15 protein-coding genes are annotated in these 15507 nt (G+C 29.7%); 1 reads left to right on the forward strand and 14 read right to left on the reverse strand.

What is annotated here, in order from left to right:
* Positions 1-10: 10 nt before the first annotated feature.
* Positions 11-1258 (reverse strand): NAD(P)H-dependent oxidoreductase, encoded by a 1248-nt coding sequence (locus NX902_RS22005; protein ID WP_341161002.1) that lies wholly within the window; start codon positions 1256-1258, stop codon positions 11-13.
* Positions 1259-2097: 839 nt separating this feature from the next.
* On the opposite strand from NX902_RS22005, the gene NX902_RS22010 reads away from it, so the two are divergent.
* A complete protein-coding gene (locus NX902_RS22010) occupies positions 2098-2283 on the forward strand; it encodes a hypothetical protein (RefSeq protein ID WP_341161003.1) in 186 nt (61 codons plus the stop codon).
* Positions 2284-3139: 856 nt separating this feature from the next.
* Here the strand turns inward: NX902_RS22010 and NX902_RS22015 are convergent.
* The 13 genes from NX902_RS22015 to NX902_RS22075 all read right to left on the reverse strand — a co-directional run bounded on the left by NX902_RS22015 (position 3140) and on the right by NX902_RS22075 (position 15372).
* On the reverse strand, positions 3140-4192 hold the full coding sequence (locus NX902_RS22015) for an endo-1,4-beta-xylanase (RefSeq protein WP_341161004.1): 1053 nt from the start codon (positions 4190-4192) through the stop codon (positions 3140-3142).
* Between the two features lie 268 nt (positions 4193-4460).
* Entirely contained in the window at positions 4461-5627 is a 1167-nt protein-coding gene (locus NX902_RS22020) for a nucleotide sugar dehydrogenase (RefSeq protein WP_341161005.1), read from the reverse strand.
* 60 nt (positions 5628-5687) lie between these two features.
* On the reverse strand, positions 5688-7052 hold the full coding sequence (locus tag NX902_RS22025; protein ID WP_341161006.1) for a sugar phosphate nucleotidyltransferase: 1365 nt from the start codon (positions 7050-7052) through the stop codon (positions 5688-5690).
* Between the two features lie 113 nt (positions 7053-7165).
* A complete protein-coding gene (locus tag NX902_RS22030; RefSeq protein WP_341161007.1) occupies positions 7166-8200 on the reverse strand; it encodes a glycosyltransferase in 1035 nt (344 codons plus the stop codon).
* A gap of 15 nt (positions 8201-8215) precedes the next feature.
* Positions 8216-8698 (reverse strand): glycosyltransferase, encoded by a 483-nt coding sequence (locus NX902_RS22035; RefSeq protein ID WP_341161008.1) that lies wholly within the window; start codon positions 8696-8698, stop codon positions 8216-8218.
* On the reverse strand, positions 8695-9168 hold the full coding sequence (gene pssD / locus NX902_RS22040) for a PssD/Cps14F family polysaccharide biosynthesis glycosyltransferase (protein ID WP_341161009.1): 474 nt from the start codon (positions 9166-9168) through the stop codon (positions 8695-8697). The genes NX902_RS22035 and pssD overlap by 4 nt, the downstream gene beginning before the upstream one ends.
* Before the next feature lie 2 nt (positions 9169-9170).
* On the reverse strand, positions 9171-10364 hold the full coding sequence (locus NX902_RS22045) for an O-antigen ligase family protein (protein ID WP_341161010.1): 1194 nt from the start codon (positions 10362-10364) through the stop codon (positions 9171-9173).
* 68 nt (positions 10365-10432) lie between these two features.
* Entirely contained in the window at positions 10433-10960 is a 528-nt protein-coding gene (locus NX902_RS22050) for an acyltransferase (protein ID WP_341161011.1), read from the reverse strand.
* Positions 10960-12234 (reverse strand): oligosaccharide flippase family protein, encoded by a 1275-nt coding sequence (locus tag NX902_RS22055; RefSeq protein WP_341161012.1) that lies wholly within the window; start codon positions 12232-12234, stop codon positions 10960-10962. The genes NX902_RS22050 and NX902_RS22055 overlap by 1 nt, the downstream gene beginning before the upstream one ends.
* A gap of 20 nt (positions 12235-12254) precedes the next feature.
* Positions 12255-12929 (reverse strand): sugar transferase, encoded by a 675-nt coding sequence (locus tag NX902_RS22060; RefSeq protein ID WP_341161013.1) that lies wholly within the window; start codon positions 12927-12929, stop codon positions 12255-12257.
* 120 nt (positions 12930-13049) lie between these two features.
* Positions 13050-13814, reverse strand: a complete 765-nt coding sequence (locus NX902_RS22065; protein ID WP_341161014.1) for a tyrosine-protein phosphatase — start codon at positions 13812-13814, stop codon at positions 13050-13052.
* A gap of 120 nt (positions 13815-13934) precedes the next feature.
* The gene (locus NX902_RS22070; protein ID WP_341161015.1) at positions 13935-14642 is read right to left on the reverse strand and encodes a CpsD/CapB family tyrosine-protein kinase; all 708 of its coding nucleotides are present in this window, start codon (positions 14640-14642) and stop codon (positions 13935-13937) included.
* Positions 14632-15372: a YveK family protein gene (locus tag NX902_RS22075; RefSeq protein WP_341161016.1), complete on the reverse strand. Its 741-nt coding sequence runs from the start codon at positions 15370-15372 to the stop codon at positions 14632-14634. The genes NX902_RS22070 and NX902_RS22075 overlap by 11 nt, the downstream gene beginning before the upstream one ends.
* Positions 15373-15507 lie beyond the last annotated feature (135 nt).

Genomic DNA, 15507 nt, shown 5'->3' on the forward strand with positions numbered 1-15507 from the left:
ATGTTTTATCTTAAGCAAACGTTTCATCTTGTAATTTGCGCAATTTAAATACAGTAGTTGATTCATCTAACTCAATGTCATCGTATGTTAAGAATGATCCGTCTTTTATATCACGTTTTGCAATAGAAGAACCACCTATTAAGCCAATGGGAATATTTCCACTTTTTATCATATCGATATGTGTTTCTAATACACCACGTACACAGTATCCACCAATACCATCGATTCTTTCGCCTGCTTTAATATCCTTTTTTGCCACAGCTACTGTTTCTGAAATAGGAGCACCTAAAGGAACAATTGCACTATCATGTTCTAGCTCTGCCCTAGCAATTGTTAATGGTGTTTCTAAGCTACATAGATGATATGGACGGTAAAGAATATGATGATCTCTATCTCCCTTTTTCATTAAGTAATTTAATTCATTCTGTACCCCTTCGTTTTGACCTTTAATGATACAGAAAATCCCTGGTGCAATTCCATCTACATACTCAACCACACCATAATTATTTAAAATGCCACCATTCGTTTTTACATCCAAGTTTTTCACTGCACCATCCAAGTCAGCAGTTATTCCATGCATTCCTACCACGTCAGGCACAAATCCGATGGCGTTTGATAATAAGTTCATTTCTGCCATGGTTTTCGTTCCGTCTTGGAATGCTGCTAACATATGACTGTTCATATTCTTAGAATCTGCTTCTGCTCGAGCTGTATCTGGATTGGCACTTACCTTTAAAGCATTATTCTTCCCTTTCCCAGCTACTAAAACCTCCATCCCCATACTCTTCGCAAATTCATACATTTGTACAGTTGCAGCAGGCTCATCACCATCTGACCCTGTATAAACTAAACCAGCTGCATCATACAATTTTTTCATAAGAGGCCCAATCGTGATATCAATTTCTACATTTAATAAGATTAAACTTTTTCTTGCCAATAATGTTTCTAATGAAATTTTTGCACCTACTTCTGGTACACCTGTTGCATCAACAATAACTTCTACCTCTGGTGAATGAATAATTTCTTTAAAATTAGCACTCGTCAAAATTTTATTGTTCTTATGTCCACTTGCATGATAAGCTTCGGCTGCTCTAATCGCAGCATCGATATTAATATCACTAATACCACCAACAATCATACCTGGAATGGTGGAAACTTGAGAAATCATTCCAAAACCCATTTGACCTGCACCAATAACCCCTACTTTAATTGGATTACCTTCTTGTTCACGTTTTAATAATTTTCTATACAATGTCATGTTATCCTCCCTTTCTTTGTTGTCATTTGACAAAATAATTATCAAATGTCATTTTATTATTTAATTTTGACACAATTATTGTCATATGTCAATAAATGATATAAAAACTCTATAACAATATTGATTTTTTTGTTTTTGGTGATTGCTGCAGGGAAATGAGATAGTTATTAGGGGAGAAGAGCTGCTTGTGCGGCTCTTTTCTAAAAAAGTAGAATTGTTATAGGGATACCGGAAGACTAATATGTTACGGATAGATTCACCATATTCAAAAGTTACCTTTTAGTTGAACTGTCAAAAAGTTAGGTAATGTGTACTTTTTATTAAACAATTAATATAAAAAAGCGAAGGAATTTATCATCCCTTCGCTCTATCTTTTATTTACTATTTCTTCCTTGCACATACAATAATAGTGCACCTTCAGCTTTCCACCAACCTCATGCAAGATTTTCATCTAAAGATGCTACTAATCTAGTCTTGCTGGCTGAATCGTGGGATGCCAAAAATGAAAATAAAGGAAAAAGGAATACAACAACAGAACTACTGTACTTCTTCTTTAACAAAATCTAACTGCAACCACACTAGCCTTCAATGAAAAGTTCCTGTGAAATAAGATTATTCTTGGTATCTCTGTGGTCTTACCTTTTAAAAGATGGAGCAACATATTTTCTATTCCATTCTAAATAGCCTTTATACATATTTTTACCTATTTCCTAAACTATTGTCACTAAATACTCGCAATCTATGAAACTTTCTTTATTTTTCTTTGTATTAAAAATAAAAAGAGGGATAAAAATTAGAAAAGAATTATTTTTAATTCTTGGAGTCATTTTGAAACAGTTTTGTCACCAGTTGAGCAGATACTTGCAAGTCCACCTTATGCTCCTTCAATAGCTCCAGATAAATATGTTTCTGATGTTAAAGAAAGAAGCGGTTCTTTTTTACTTAACTATTGGGGATTTGACCGTCATATTGCGGATGCAGTAGCTTGGTATTTTACAGGATTCTTTGCAACCAAGAATGACTAAATGATTTTTTTCACAAATCATTAAATTTTTTTCTAGGTCCCTAAAAGTCAATTCCACATTCCAGAGCCATACCTTAGTTCTACAAAAAATCAAGTTTTCCTAGTGCTTTCAGTTTTCGGTTCTAATACATCAGTCATCTTTACAATTAACTAGTTCTAGCACATACTATTCTTGTCACTGACCGATCTTGTATTGCGCAATAAAATTTGCAGAGTTTTGATACCCAATTTTCTCACTTATCTTGCACTTGATACACATTCGATAATCTATAACTTCTACCATAAAACGTTAAAACATTGGCATAATGAATTAAACGTTTTAATAACGTTGCCGCTAAGCTAGAATTAATAATATTCGATTCCATTGGCTAATTTCAAGCTTTAATGTGATTATCAATTGTCTTGCTTAAGTACTTGTTTCAATTACTCGATAAGAGTAGTCACGACACAATTAATGTAGTGAGACTTGTGATGACTGGCAAGTCTTTTTTTTTAGCACCTATTAAGTAAAGTACAGGATTCTGCATTTTTCTGTTACAAAGGTTTTCACTTTTATTTTGCAATAAACAAATAATACTTTTTAGCAGCTCAATCCTTATCATACTAAAACCTCTAAGTCATCATTGAGTAATATACAGTGAATAAAAGTAAAAGAATTATACGATTATTTTGTCAGTTATGATTATCAGAAATGCTAGTATGTTCGATATTGATTTAGATAATTCTTAAGGAACGCCTAGGATTGTTTAAAAAATGGCTTTAACAATGGAGAACAAGATACTAAACAATTTGTGATAAGTGTCAGGCTACAATATTACAAATTGTAAGTGCATTAAAAATCGTATTATTGATTTTCATTATTTCGATAAAATATTTTTAAGAGCATTATAACTCGGCTTTTCTTCATATTCATTATTAAATAATAGAGGTCTATCATTCCTTAGCCAAGTATATTTATCTGTAAACCCCCACATACTAAAAACGGAGCAACTTCCCTTTAAATTTTTACATGAATCTAACACAACTGAATATTGCTCAGCCTGTTTTTTCAACTTTAAATTTTCCGAATAATTACTATCCGAAATCTTCACATCTAATTCCGTAACATTTATTTTTAAACCAATGTCTCTAAACCTTTCCATATTTGTTGTTATCTCTTTTTCAGTGAATTTTTGGTAAAGACTAGTATGAAATTGAAATCCAATTCCGTCAACTGGAATTTTTTCATTTTTTAAGCTTTTTAATAAATTAAAAATAGCATTCGACTTTTCGTTAGTTACTTCCGCACTATAATCATTGTAAAATAATAGCGCATTAGGATCAGCCTCTTTTGCCCATATAAAGGACTTTTTTATATACTCAGGTCCAATAGTTCTTAACCAATAAGAGTCTTTTAAACTACCATCGTTATTAAAAGCCTCATTTACAACATCCCATGCATATATCCTACCTTTATACCTGTTAACTACTGTATATATATGATTCTTCAAAATTTGTTCTGCTTCTTCCTTAGTAAAGTTAGAATTCTTAAGCCAATCAGGTATCCTCTTATCCCAAACGAGAGTATGTCCCCTAACCTTTATTTCATTTTTTTCAGCAAATTCAACAATCCTGTCAGCATTATCGAAAGTAAACTCATTGAACTTCGGTTGAACTACACTAAACTTCATCTCATTTTCCGGCGTAATAATACTAAATTCTTCTCTTATTTTTTTTTTATATTCAGCATCATTATTAAGAGCATCTACATTCACTGCTGTTCCAATTAATATATCATGCTTTATACCTTCCACTTTTAAGCTACTATTTTTATTAGTGGTTATTTTTATATTGAAGGCAAATATTCCAATACAAATGAATAGTAATAGCAGAAAAATAATTAATATAAGTCTAGATTTCTTAAATAGCATTTTAAAACTCCTACTATATATTTTTTAGCTAAGCATAATTACTTCCAACAAAATTCAATATATCAATTATTAACAATAATATTTCTAATTTAATTAGGTATTTACCTTCTCCATTTAAATAATATACTCTTATTTACTTTTTATTTCTTCTTAATTCTATAAATCTCCAATCTTGTACTAAAAATACTCAAAAGGAGCACTAATAATAGCACTCCTTATATATAAATTTATTTTATTATACTTATTATCAAATTTTATTTTACAACTACTAATCTCTACTAAACAAATCTCTAGTATAAACTTTCTCTTCCACATCAGCTAAATCACTAGATAATCTATTAGCAACAATCACATCAGAAATTTCTTTAAACTGATCAAAGTCATTAATCACTCTAGAATTATAGAAAGTCTCTTCCTGCAATGCTGGTTCATAAACAACCACTTCAATACCTTTTGCTTTAATACGTTTCATGACACCTTGTATTGCTGATTGTCTAAAGTTATCTGAATCCATTTTCATTGTTAAACGATAAATACCAACAACTTTTGGATTCTTTTTGATAATCATATCTGCTACATGGTCTTTTCTCGTTCTATTAGCATCAACAATGGCTGTCATAATATTATTTGGAACATCTGCATAATTAGCAAGTAACTGCTTTGTATCTTTTGGTAAGCAGTAACCACCATAACCAAATGAAGGATTATTATAATGAGTACCGATTCGTGGATCTAGGCCTACACCATCAATAATTTGCTTTGAATCTAAACCTCTTACTTCTGCATAGGAATCTAGTTCGTTAAAGAATGCAACTCTCATCGCTAAATATGTATTAGCGAATAATTTAATAGCTTCTGCTTCAGTAGAATTTGTGAATAAAACATCTATATTCTCTTTAATTGCACCTTGGACTAACATATTAGCAAACACCTTTGCTCTTTCTGATTGTTCTCCCAATACAATTCGAGATGGATACAAGTTGTCATATAGTGCTTTACCTTCTCTTAAAAACTCTGGTGAAAAAATAATATTATCCGTTTCAAACTTTTCTTTAATCTTCTCTGTGTATCCAACAGGAACAGTTGACTTGATAACCATAATAGCTTCTGGATTAATGGATAATACATTCGCAATTACGGCTTCAACCGTTCTTGTATTAAAATAGTTTTTTTCCGGATCATAGTTAGTTGGAGTAGATATAATTACATATTCTGCGTCTTTAAAAGCTTTAAAATTATCAGTAGTAGCTGATAATTTTAATTCCTTTGTTGCTAAGTATTCCTCTATTTCATGATCAATTATCGGAGATTTTTTCTCATTAATTAAATCTACCTTTTCTTGAATTATATCAAGGGCAATTACTTCGTTATGTTGAGCCAAAAGTATAGCATTTGATAGACCCACATAGCCAGTTCCAGCAACAGTAATCTTCATTTATTCAGCACACTTCCTTTAAGTTTGTAAATCCGAGTAAATTAGGAATAAATTAACTTTCTATATTTTTAAGTCTAATAATATTTCATTCCATGAAAAAATTGGATCTTTTATATCTTCTTCAACAATATTAGTCCCTTTTTGTATCTCAATTATTTCTAAATCTTCTATAGCTCTTAAAGCATGTTTAATATAAGGAGAAATTTCTATTACATCACCAGCATTAATAGCACGTGATTCATTATTCATTATTAATTCACCACTACCTTTAATTATAGTCCAAACCTCTACTCGATGCTGATGATAATGATAACTCAAATTTTTACCTGCATTAATACAGATTTTTTTTGTAAGAACTTCCATTTTTTTATCATATTTTGAAAAATCAAGGACTTTATACCAGCCCCATATACGCTCTTCATACATTGGGCGTTGATTAAAGTCTGTTATTAAATCTTTAAGTTTAGGACTACTTTCTTTATCACTTACTAATATTCCATCAGGGGAAGCAGCTACTATTAAGTTTTTCCCTCCTAAAACAGCAACAGGTATTTCAAGTTCATTTATTAAATGGACGTTTTCACTATCTTCACTAATTGTTCCAATTCCCATTATATTTGTTGTCATTTCCTCAGTAAGCGTATTCCACGTTCCTAAATCTTTCCAATAACCATTGTAATCAATTGCTACAATTTTATTCGCTTTTTCAACTACTTCATAATCAAAGCTATTCTTATTAATTAAATCATATTGTTTTTTTAACTCTTCATAATTCGTAGATAATCCCAGACCCTCTATTATATTAAGAATAAAAGAGAGTTTAAATGCAAAAACTCCACAATTCCATAATGCACCTTTATCAATTAATTCTTTAGCTTGTAACTCAGATGGTTTTTCTTTAAAATGACTAACTTGTAAACAATCATGTTCTGAATTAGCATTAGATGGAACAATATAACCATATTTTGAAGATGGAAAAGTTGGTTTAACCCCAATTAACGCTAGATCAGATTCAGTATTTTTTACAGCGCTCTCTAACTCCGCTACTTTTAAAAAAAATGCATCTTCAACATATGGATCTACAGGTAGAATACCAACAACTTCATCTCTATCAACAGAACACTTTGAATATAAATATGAAGCAGATAATGCAATTGCTGGAAATGTGTCACGTCTTTCTGGTTCAACTACAATTGGCACTTTATTTTCTAGTTGATTCCTAATCATATCTACTTGAGAGGCACTAGTAGCAATCACTACAGACTTATCCAATCCTACGTTTTTTAGTTGCTTATAGACTCTTTGAACCATAGATACTCTATTATTTTTATCTTCTAAAACTTTTAAGAATTGCTTAGAACGAGCATCGTTTGATAGCGGCCATAGTCTTTTTCCTGATCCACCTGATAATAATACTAGTTTCATAGTATACTCCTCTATAAATATATTGTTAAATTTCTCAAAGTAATATTGTTAAACACAATTAATCACTATTCTTCAACTAACTATAGGGTAAATTAAGAATTTAATGACAGTACTTAATTTAAACTAGTAGAATGCTCAAGAATACTGTTAATAACGTTATTTAATTGTTTAATATAGCGTTCTTCTTTTATCAATTTAACCTCTTTAATTTTCTTCTGAAGTTCTTTTCTTTTTTCAAAAGCGATTCTCAAGTTCATAGCAATTGCGTTCGCTGAATTTTCTGTATATATCGCACCATCTTGATAGATTAATCTTAATGCCTCCATATCAGACAAAACCATTACTTTTTCTGCACCTAATCCCTCATTACTTACACTCATCTGAATATCATCAAAAATCGTAAGTCCCAAAAGAATATCACAATTTTTCACTAAATCTAAATAATCCTTAGTTTCTATCCACCCTGTAATTTCAACATTTTCTGGTAAATCTTTTGCAGATAAATTAAAGTTTGAATATAACTTCTTATAATTACCAGTCATTATAATTCTAAACTCTGGAACTAACTTAGCACTGTCAATCACTTCAGAAATAGGTTCATCTTTATTAAATGAAGCAGGAAAAAAAACAATTGGTCTCTTATCAGGAGAACTAGTTACCTTTCTTTCTACTTCCGTTATAAGTGGAGTTTTATCTTCTAATACAATAATTTTGTTTGAATTTATATAATTAAAAAGATTTTTTTCTCTTATTCCTTGATGCACAATTTCATTATGGACAATTATTAGGTCACATTGACTTAATAAAAATTTTGTTCCAATTCTATTTAGCCAAGGTTCACGAGTCATTGCATTATGCAAATCAGAAATTACTTTTACCCTTTTATTAATAATGAGCTTATATAAAACTGGAGCAAATAGTGAGTAGCTTGGAGGATTTTGTACAAACACACTTTTGGGCTTATTTTTAATTATAAAAACTAAATCTTTAAAAAAGTAAATCATATATAATATAATTTTCTTTATACTGTTTGCTGGCGGATTATCTCTATAAATAATCTTTGAGTCACCTAAATTGTGTGTTATATCCTTTATTAATGACTCAACTCTTGCTTGATATTTCGTCCATACTAAAAATATATTATCCATCTAATTTATTCCTCACTATTCTGTCTCATTTAGAATATTATTTACAATAATATTGGCTAGTTCACCAGTTGAATTATATTTATTATAGGTTGTTTCATATGCTTTAGTAACATAATGTTCTAGTTCTTTTATATTCTCAACCATTTCTATATATCCCTTTTGAAAGAGAACTTTTGCAATCTCTTTCTGATGATCATCAACATGTTCATTAAATTTAGATAGTCTTGGAACAACGATTACTTTTTTAGATAGATTAAGCGATTTAATTATAGCTGAAGTACCACCATGGCAAATAACAAGCGAGCTGTTTGCTAAATACTGATCAAAATCATCTTCCTTAATTATCTCCAAACTTTTAGCAAATTTTGACATCTTACTATATCCAGATTGTATTACAACTTCCTCAGCAGTAAATACATTTCTCTCTATTAATAAATCAATTTCATCTATTAATCTATTCATAGGAAATTTTTGAGTCCCTAATATAACAAATATCAATACAAACTCCCCTTATATATTCCCTTAGGATAGAATTTTAGCATCTCTGGCCATTGAACATAAAATATATCTGCAAATTTATAAACTATTTTTCCTGTTATAGTAGGACTATTAATTTTCGCATAGCTTTCAATAAAAATCACTTTCGAACCCATAAGCTTTGCAAATATCAAATAAAGAATAGTTCCCCCTGCACCAGTTGATATAACATAATGTGGTCGGTATCTGATAACATAATATAAAGATAAAATAGTATTAAGAATTAGAATAAATATTAAATTTTTACTTTTTCTATCTTGTTGGTAAAGAAAGTCTACATTTTTATTCTCTTTATTAGAATCATTTTTCTCAGTTATTAGCTTAATTTTCACTCTACTTTCAATCTCATCTATTTTTTGAAATTCTTTATATATATTATTTAGTTGTGTCCAATGTCCACCGGTTGAACTAATTAAAGTCACTCTTTTCACGTTCAGTCCCCTTCCTGATTTTTTCGATATGTAAAAACATTCACTAAGCATAGTATTAATAAAATAAACGGTAAGCTAAAGTGAATTGTTACAAATAAATTATCATAATAAGAGACTATTCCAACGGAAATAATATTAAACAAAATAAATTTATTACTAAACAATTTATTTGATCTGTTACTATAAATTAACCATCCAATAAATATTAAAATAAAAATAATCATCAATATACTACCTAAAATGCCTACTTCCAAATACGATCTAATATATTCGTTATGTGGTGCTACAAATTCTTTATAGGGGTTAACATCATATAACGATTGGCTTGCTCCCATCCCTCTTCCGAAAATAGGATATTCATTTGCTCTATCAATAAAATATCTCCAAGCCCAATATCTCCCAGAAGTATTTATTCCTCCACCTTCATTAGTTGATCTTTTTAAAATACTTTTAATAGTATAGATAAAGATAAGTATTGCAGGAAATATACTTATAATAGTGATAAAAATAAATGGTAAGGAATATCTATTTTTAATTATTGTAATATACATTTTCTTGATTAATAAATAGAAAATAATCAATCCTGCTCCTAAAAGAGTAATCCTTGTAAAAGTAAGAATCAAAATTAAAGTATTAATGAATAAATAACCATACACTTTATTGTTTGAACTTATAAATAAACTTTTTTGAGTATCTTTCTTTAATAAAATTCCTACAGATGTAATTATAGCAACAAAGCAAATTTCAGCTAGATGGGCAGGAGGATTACTTCCTTGCAGCCTATTTACACCCGTAAATTCAAATTTAATTACAGACCAATTAGTAAAAAGAGAAAAGAACAAACCAAATAACACACTAAAAATCGGTAATTTTTGTATCAAATCTAAGATTCTTTTAAGTTCCTCTTTTCTTAACCTAATCATTAACATTAAAAAGATTAAAAGGTAAGATGAAAAAGATCTGAATATATCCCCTGAGTTAGCAAATTCAACGGAATCAATCCTACTTATTTGTAACAGTAGATAAATAAATAAAACAAAGATACCACTTAAACTGAAATAAGTAAGAAAATTCTTATTAATCCCCCTAAAAATAATAAGAAAAATTATTATTATCAGTAATGCTCCTTTTATTAAAGTTAAAATCGTCCCGCCATAACTCGGTATTAATGGCTTCCAGGAAATTGCACCTAACATAACAATAAGAAAATAGTATAAATAAATCAATTTCATCAACCTTTTCTAAGATTAAACTTCCATCAATATCAGTGAAAGAACTTTTTAAAATTAGGAGTATAATCTAAGTCTTTATTTCTTTCTCCAATCTTCTTAGCAGGAACTCCTCCTACAATTGCATATGGCTCAACATTTCTAGTTACTACTGCTCCAGCTGCTACTACTGCTCCTTCCCCTATAGTTACACCAGGCATAATCATTGCATTTGTGCTAACCCAGGCATAATCATCTATAACTACTTTTCCCTCAATATACTTAAAGGTAGCACTATTCACGTCATGTTCCGCAGTGTAAATTTTTACATAAGGTGATATATTTACGTTATTACCGATTTTTAATGTACCTCTCCCATCAAGTACAACGTGGTCATTAATAGCACAGTTTCTACCTATTGCAATCTTAAATGGATTGTAGAAAAAAACTGGTCTTAAAATAGTAGTATCTTTACCAATATTGACTTTTAGTAATCTATATATGAGTATTCTTATAGTATGAAATGGAATATATGGCACAATAAAATTTAAAATTGCTAAATAAGCATCTTTAACTATTTTCATTATGTCTCCCTTATAACCTTATTTATTTTGGTCACCTTTAATTTATATAAAATTAAAATTGCAACAAATAATACCATCAACAAATCAGAAACTATACTTACAATAATGGCCCCCATAACTTGAAATTGGCTTATAAAATATATATTTAATAAGAAATTCAAAGCTGCTACTATAATCTGAATAATACTCCTTTCTTTTTGGTAACCCGCTCCTGTAACTGCATCAGCCAGTATATAATGAATATTTCTTAAAATAACAATTGGTAATAATAATTTAAACATGCTAATACTTTCTATATATTTACTCTCAAATAACTGTTTAATTATCGGAGGAACGAAGTAAAAAGAAAGTAAGCATATTACTATTAGCAATGGTAATAAAAGAAACATTATTTTTAATCCAAAACGTAAAGTTTTTCTTATTCCTCCCTCTTGTCCATATTTAAAAAACATCGGGAAAGTAATTGCAAGAATTGCCTTAATAGGTATAAATAATACATCTAAGACTTTATATGCGAAACCATATTGCCCAGTTGTTTCTAAATTGGAATATTTCCCTAGTAAAGTTTTATCAATATCATTATATACACCTTGAGATGATAATCCTATTGAAAAATATATTCCTTCTTTTATATATGGCAGTGAGATTTTCTCTCTTATTAGAGGTTTTTCACTTCTTTTAAAAGTATAAATTAATACATAAATAGTAAAAATCAGGGATCCTATTAGATATATTTTCCCCCAGTTTAAAAGACCACTATATGCAGGATTAATTTTTATTAAAATAAAATAAAATAAAACTGACATAAAACGAATTAAACTAATAAAATTTAGAATATGAGCAGAAACCTTCACCGAATTTTTAGCAATAAAAATTTGTGAAGACATTTCGGTTAATTTTAAAAATAATAAATCAGCAAGGCTTATTAGTATAAATAATTTTAATGCTTCAAAGTAATTATCAAATAAAAAACAAATAGCAATAGATCCAATTACTAACAATAAAACGTAACTATATATTGTTATTTTCAAAGCATTACCATAGACTTTTGGAAAACTTTTAATATCTGTAGAAATTATTTTAACTAATAAACTATTAAATCCTACTCCACAAAACGGACTAAGTATTACCGTTATAGCTGTAATACTAACGTATATTCCATATTCATAAGGCGTAAATACAAAAGCTAAGCCAAGGAAGTAAATTGTTTGAAATATTAACCTCCCTCCTTGTCCATAAAGCATCCAACCTACTTTTTTCATCATTGAATTCATTAGAATTTCACCATAATATTTTAATATGCCCCATTTGGTTTAAACATGCATTTTACAGTTTTTAAAATGATTTTAACATCAAATAGAATCGTTCTTTTTTTTATATATTCAATATCCAATTCAACCATTTGTTGAAAACCTAACTCATTTCTACCACTTACTTGCCACAGACCAGTACAACCTGGAACTACTAATAATCTCAGCTTGTCATAAGAAGAATATTCAGCTACTTCTCTTGGTAATGGTGGTCTGGGTCCCACTAAACTCATTTCCCCTTTTAAAACATTAAACAGCTGAGGTAATTCATCGATACTAGTTTTCCTAATAAATTTTCCAATCTTAGTTACCCTCGGGTCATCTTTCATCTTGAACATTGCCCCAGATACTTCATTTAATTCTAATAATTCTTTCAAACGTTCCTCAGCATCTGATGCCATTGATCTAAATTTATACATATAAAACTCTTTTCCATCTTTTCCAACTCTTAATTGCTTAAAGAAAACTTTCCCTTTTGGATCTTCTATTTTAATTAAAAGCCCAATAATAATAAAAAGGATACTTAGAACAACTAATCCACAAAATGAACCGATGATGTCTATTGATCTTTTCATTACAAGGTAGCTTCGAGCTGTATTTACAGATATATTTTTTTTCCTTTCTAAATACAGAGATTGATCCTTATAAAATTCAGACATCACTATACCACCTGTCTCTTTATTATTTTACTATTTTTATGTAACTTACTGATAACCTATGATAAAATCTAACTTTATTAACTATTAATAATCTATTAGTTATCAAGTAAAATTACTATATTAGAAAATCCCCAAAAATTTCTTTCTTTGTATACGCTCAGGTATTTCTTTTATTATATTTTTATCTTCAATTAGCAACTCAGCATTTTCTTTAAAAAGATAAATATAATCCATCCCAAAATTTTCTTTAATCATCTTTAAAGACTCGGCCATTTTAAAAGTGCGATTATGAATATTATGGGCATCTGAAGCAATAAAATGAGTTAAATTATGCTCTATCATCTGTTCCGAAAACTTTTTCACATTTTTCCCAAAGTATCCTACCACACTGGATGCCGTTACTTGAGTCAATGCTCCGTTTTTTACAAACTTATAAAGAAGATCTGGTTTTTCTTGCAATTCTTTGTTTCTTTCAGGGTGTACAATAATTGGAATAATCCCCTCTGTTTGCAATTCATATAATAATCTTTCTGCATATCGTGGTACAGAGGAAGAAGGAAATTCAATGAAAAGATATTTTGTATGATTCAGTGTTAGAACCTCACCCTTATTATAATCTTCTAACACTTCTCCATAAATTCGAACTTCCTGCCCTGGAAGTATATTAAGAGGAAGGTTTTCTTGTTTTAAAACAGCATTTAAGTCATTAACCTTTTCAAGAATGGATGACTTCTCGTTAATATATTGGTTATTCTTATGATGAGGTGTAGCAATAATTGTTGTAATCCCTTCATTAATAGCAGTCTTAGCCATCTCTAAACTATTTTCTAATGTCTGTGCTCCATCATCAATATTCGGTAATATATGACAATGTATATCAATCATCGTGCTACACCTCTCTATTTTTATTCATTTAGTATCTTTCTATAACATTATCAAATAGTAACATTGATCATTTTTTCCGTAAATAGCAAATATCGGTTTTTATTCTATTTTGTTAGATAATTAATTTGTGCCGTAATAATAGTAATTACTATTTTTATCATTCTTTTTATTATTTAATACAACTCCTAGTATTTTCCCTGTAGAAGAAGCGAGCTGTTCTTTTGTTTTTACCACAGCATCTTTATCCGCTTTTTCACTGCCTACTACTAAAATACTTCCATGACAAAGATTCGCCAATACTTGAGCATCTGTTACTGCCATAACTGGCGGTGTATCGAATAAGATAATATCAAATTCTTCTAAAGCTCTTTCTAAAAAATTACTCATCGCTTTTGATCCTAATAACTCAGAAGGATTTGGTGGTATTGGTCCACTTGGAAGAACATATAAATTCTTTTCATCATCCTGATGAACAGCTTCCATTAACTCCATTTGGTTTGTTAATATCGAAGTTAATCCAGCTGTATTATTTAAATTAAACGTATAATGCACAGTCGGTTTACGTAAATCTGCATCTACTAATAATACTGTTTTTCCTGCTTGTGCGAAAACAACTGCTAAGTTAGCTGTTGTTGTTGACTTTCCTTCTCCTGGTCCTGAAGATGTCACTAAAATCGAACGAATCTCTTCATCTATGCTTGAATATATAATATTTGTTCGAATATTTCTATACTGCTCGGAAATTGGTGATTTCGGATCATACTTTGCAATAAGTTTTCGTCTATTATTAAGAGCTAATCCACCCTTTTTCACTCTCTTACTTACCAAGTAAACCACCCCTACTTCTTCCTTTTTGAGTACCTCTTTGTTTTGCTTCAAAACTTTCATCAATTTTTGTAATAGTTCCCAGAACCGGTAACGCTAATATTTTCTCAATATCTTGCTCTGTTTTCACTGTATTATCAAAGTATTCGAGTAAGAATGCTAATCCTATACCTATCAATAATCCTACTACTGCAGCAATGGCAATATTCAACGTAGGGTTTGGGCTGATCGGCGATTGATTTTCTTGATCATCTGCTAATGGTAAAATACTTACGTTATCTACCTTCATTAATTTCTTAATTTCTTTCTCAAATACTTCAGCAGTTGTATTAGCAATTTGCAACGCAATCGCTGGGTCATCATCAGTTACTGAAACGGTCATTATTTGCGAATTTTGTGCACTTTCTACAGTTATTTTACTGTTTAATTGTGATACAGTCATATCTAAATCTAATTCTTTTTTCACATTGTTTAAAATAGCTGCACTTTTAAGTATTACACTATATGTGTTTATTAATTGCACATTTGTTTGTACTTCATTGTAATTATATACTGATTGATCATCTTTTGCCTGGTTTACCAGAATCTGTGTCGAAGATTTATACTCAGGCGTAATAATAAAATAACTTACAACAGCACTTACTATCATTGCTACTAATGTAATGGAGACAATAAGTGATACTCTTTTCTTTAACGTATCAAATAATTCTTTTAGACTAATAGTTTCTTCCATGACTTCCTCCTAGAAAAATATAAAAACCAAAAATATTATATCATATATCGTTGCATATATTGTCATTTCTTGTCATAATTTTATATGAAATGTTTTTACGTGTTTTACTATATCAATTAATTTACATTTTTGATA

Origin of the sequence: Niallia sp. FSL W8-0954, assembly GCF_038005605.1 — a bacterium.
GTDB classification, from domain to species: Bacteria; Bacillota; Bacilli; order Bacillales; family Cytobacillaceae; genus Niallia; species Niallia circulans_A.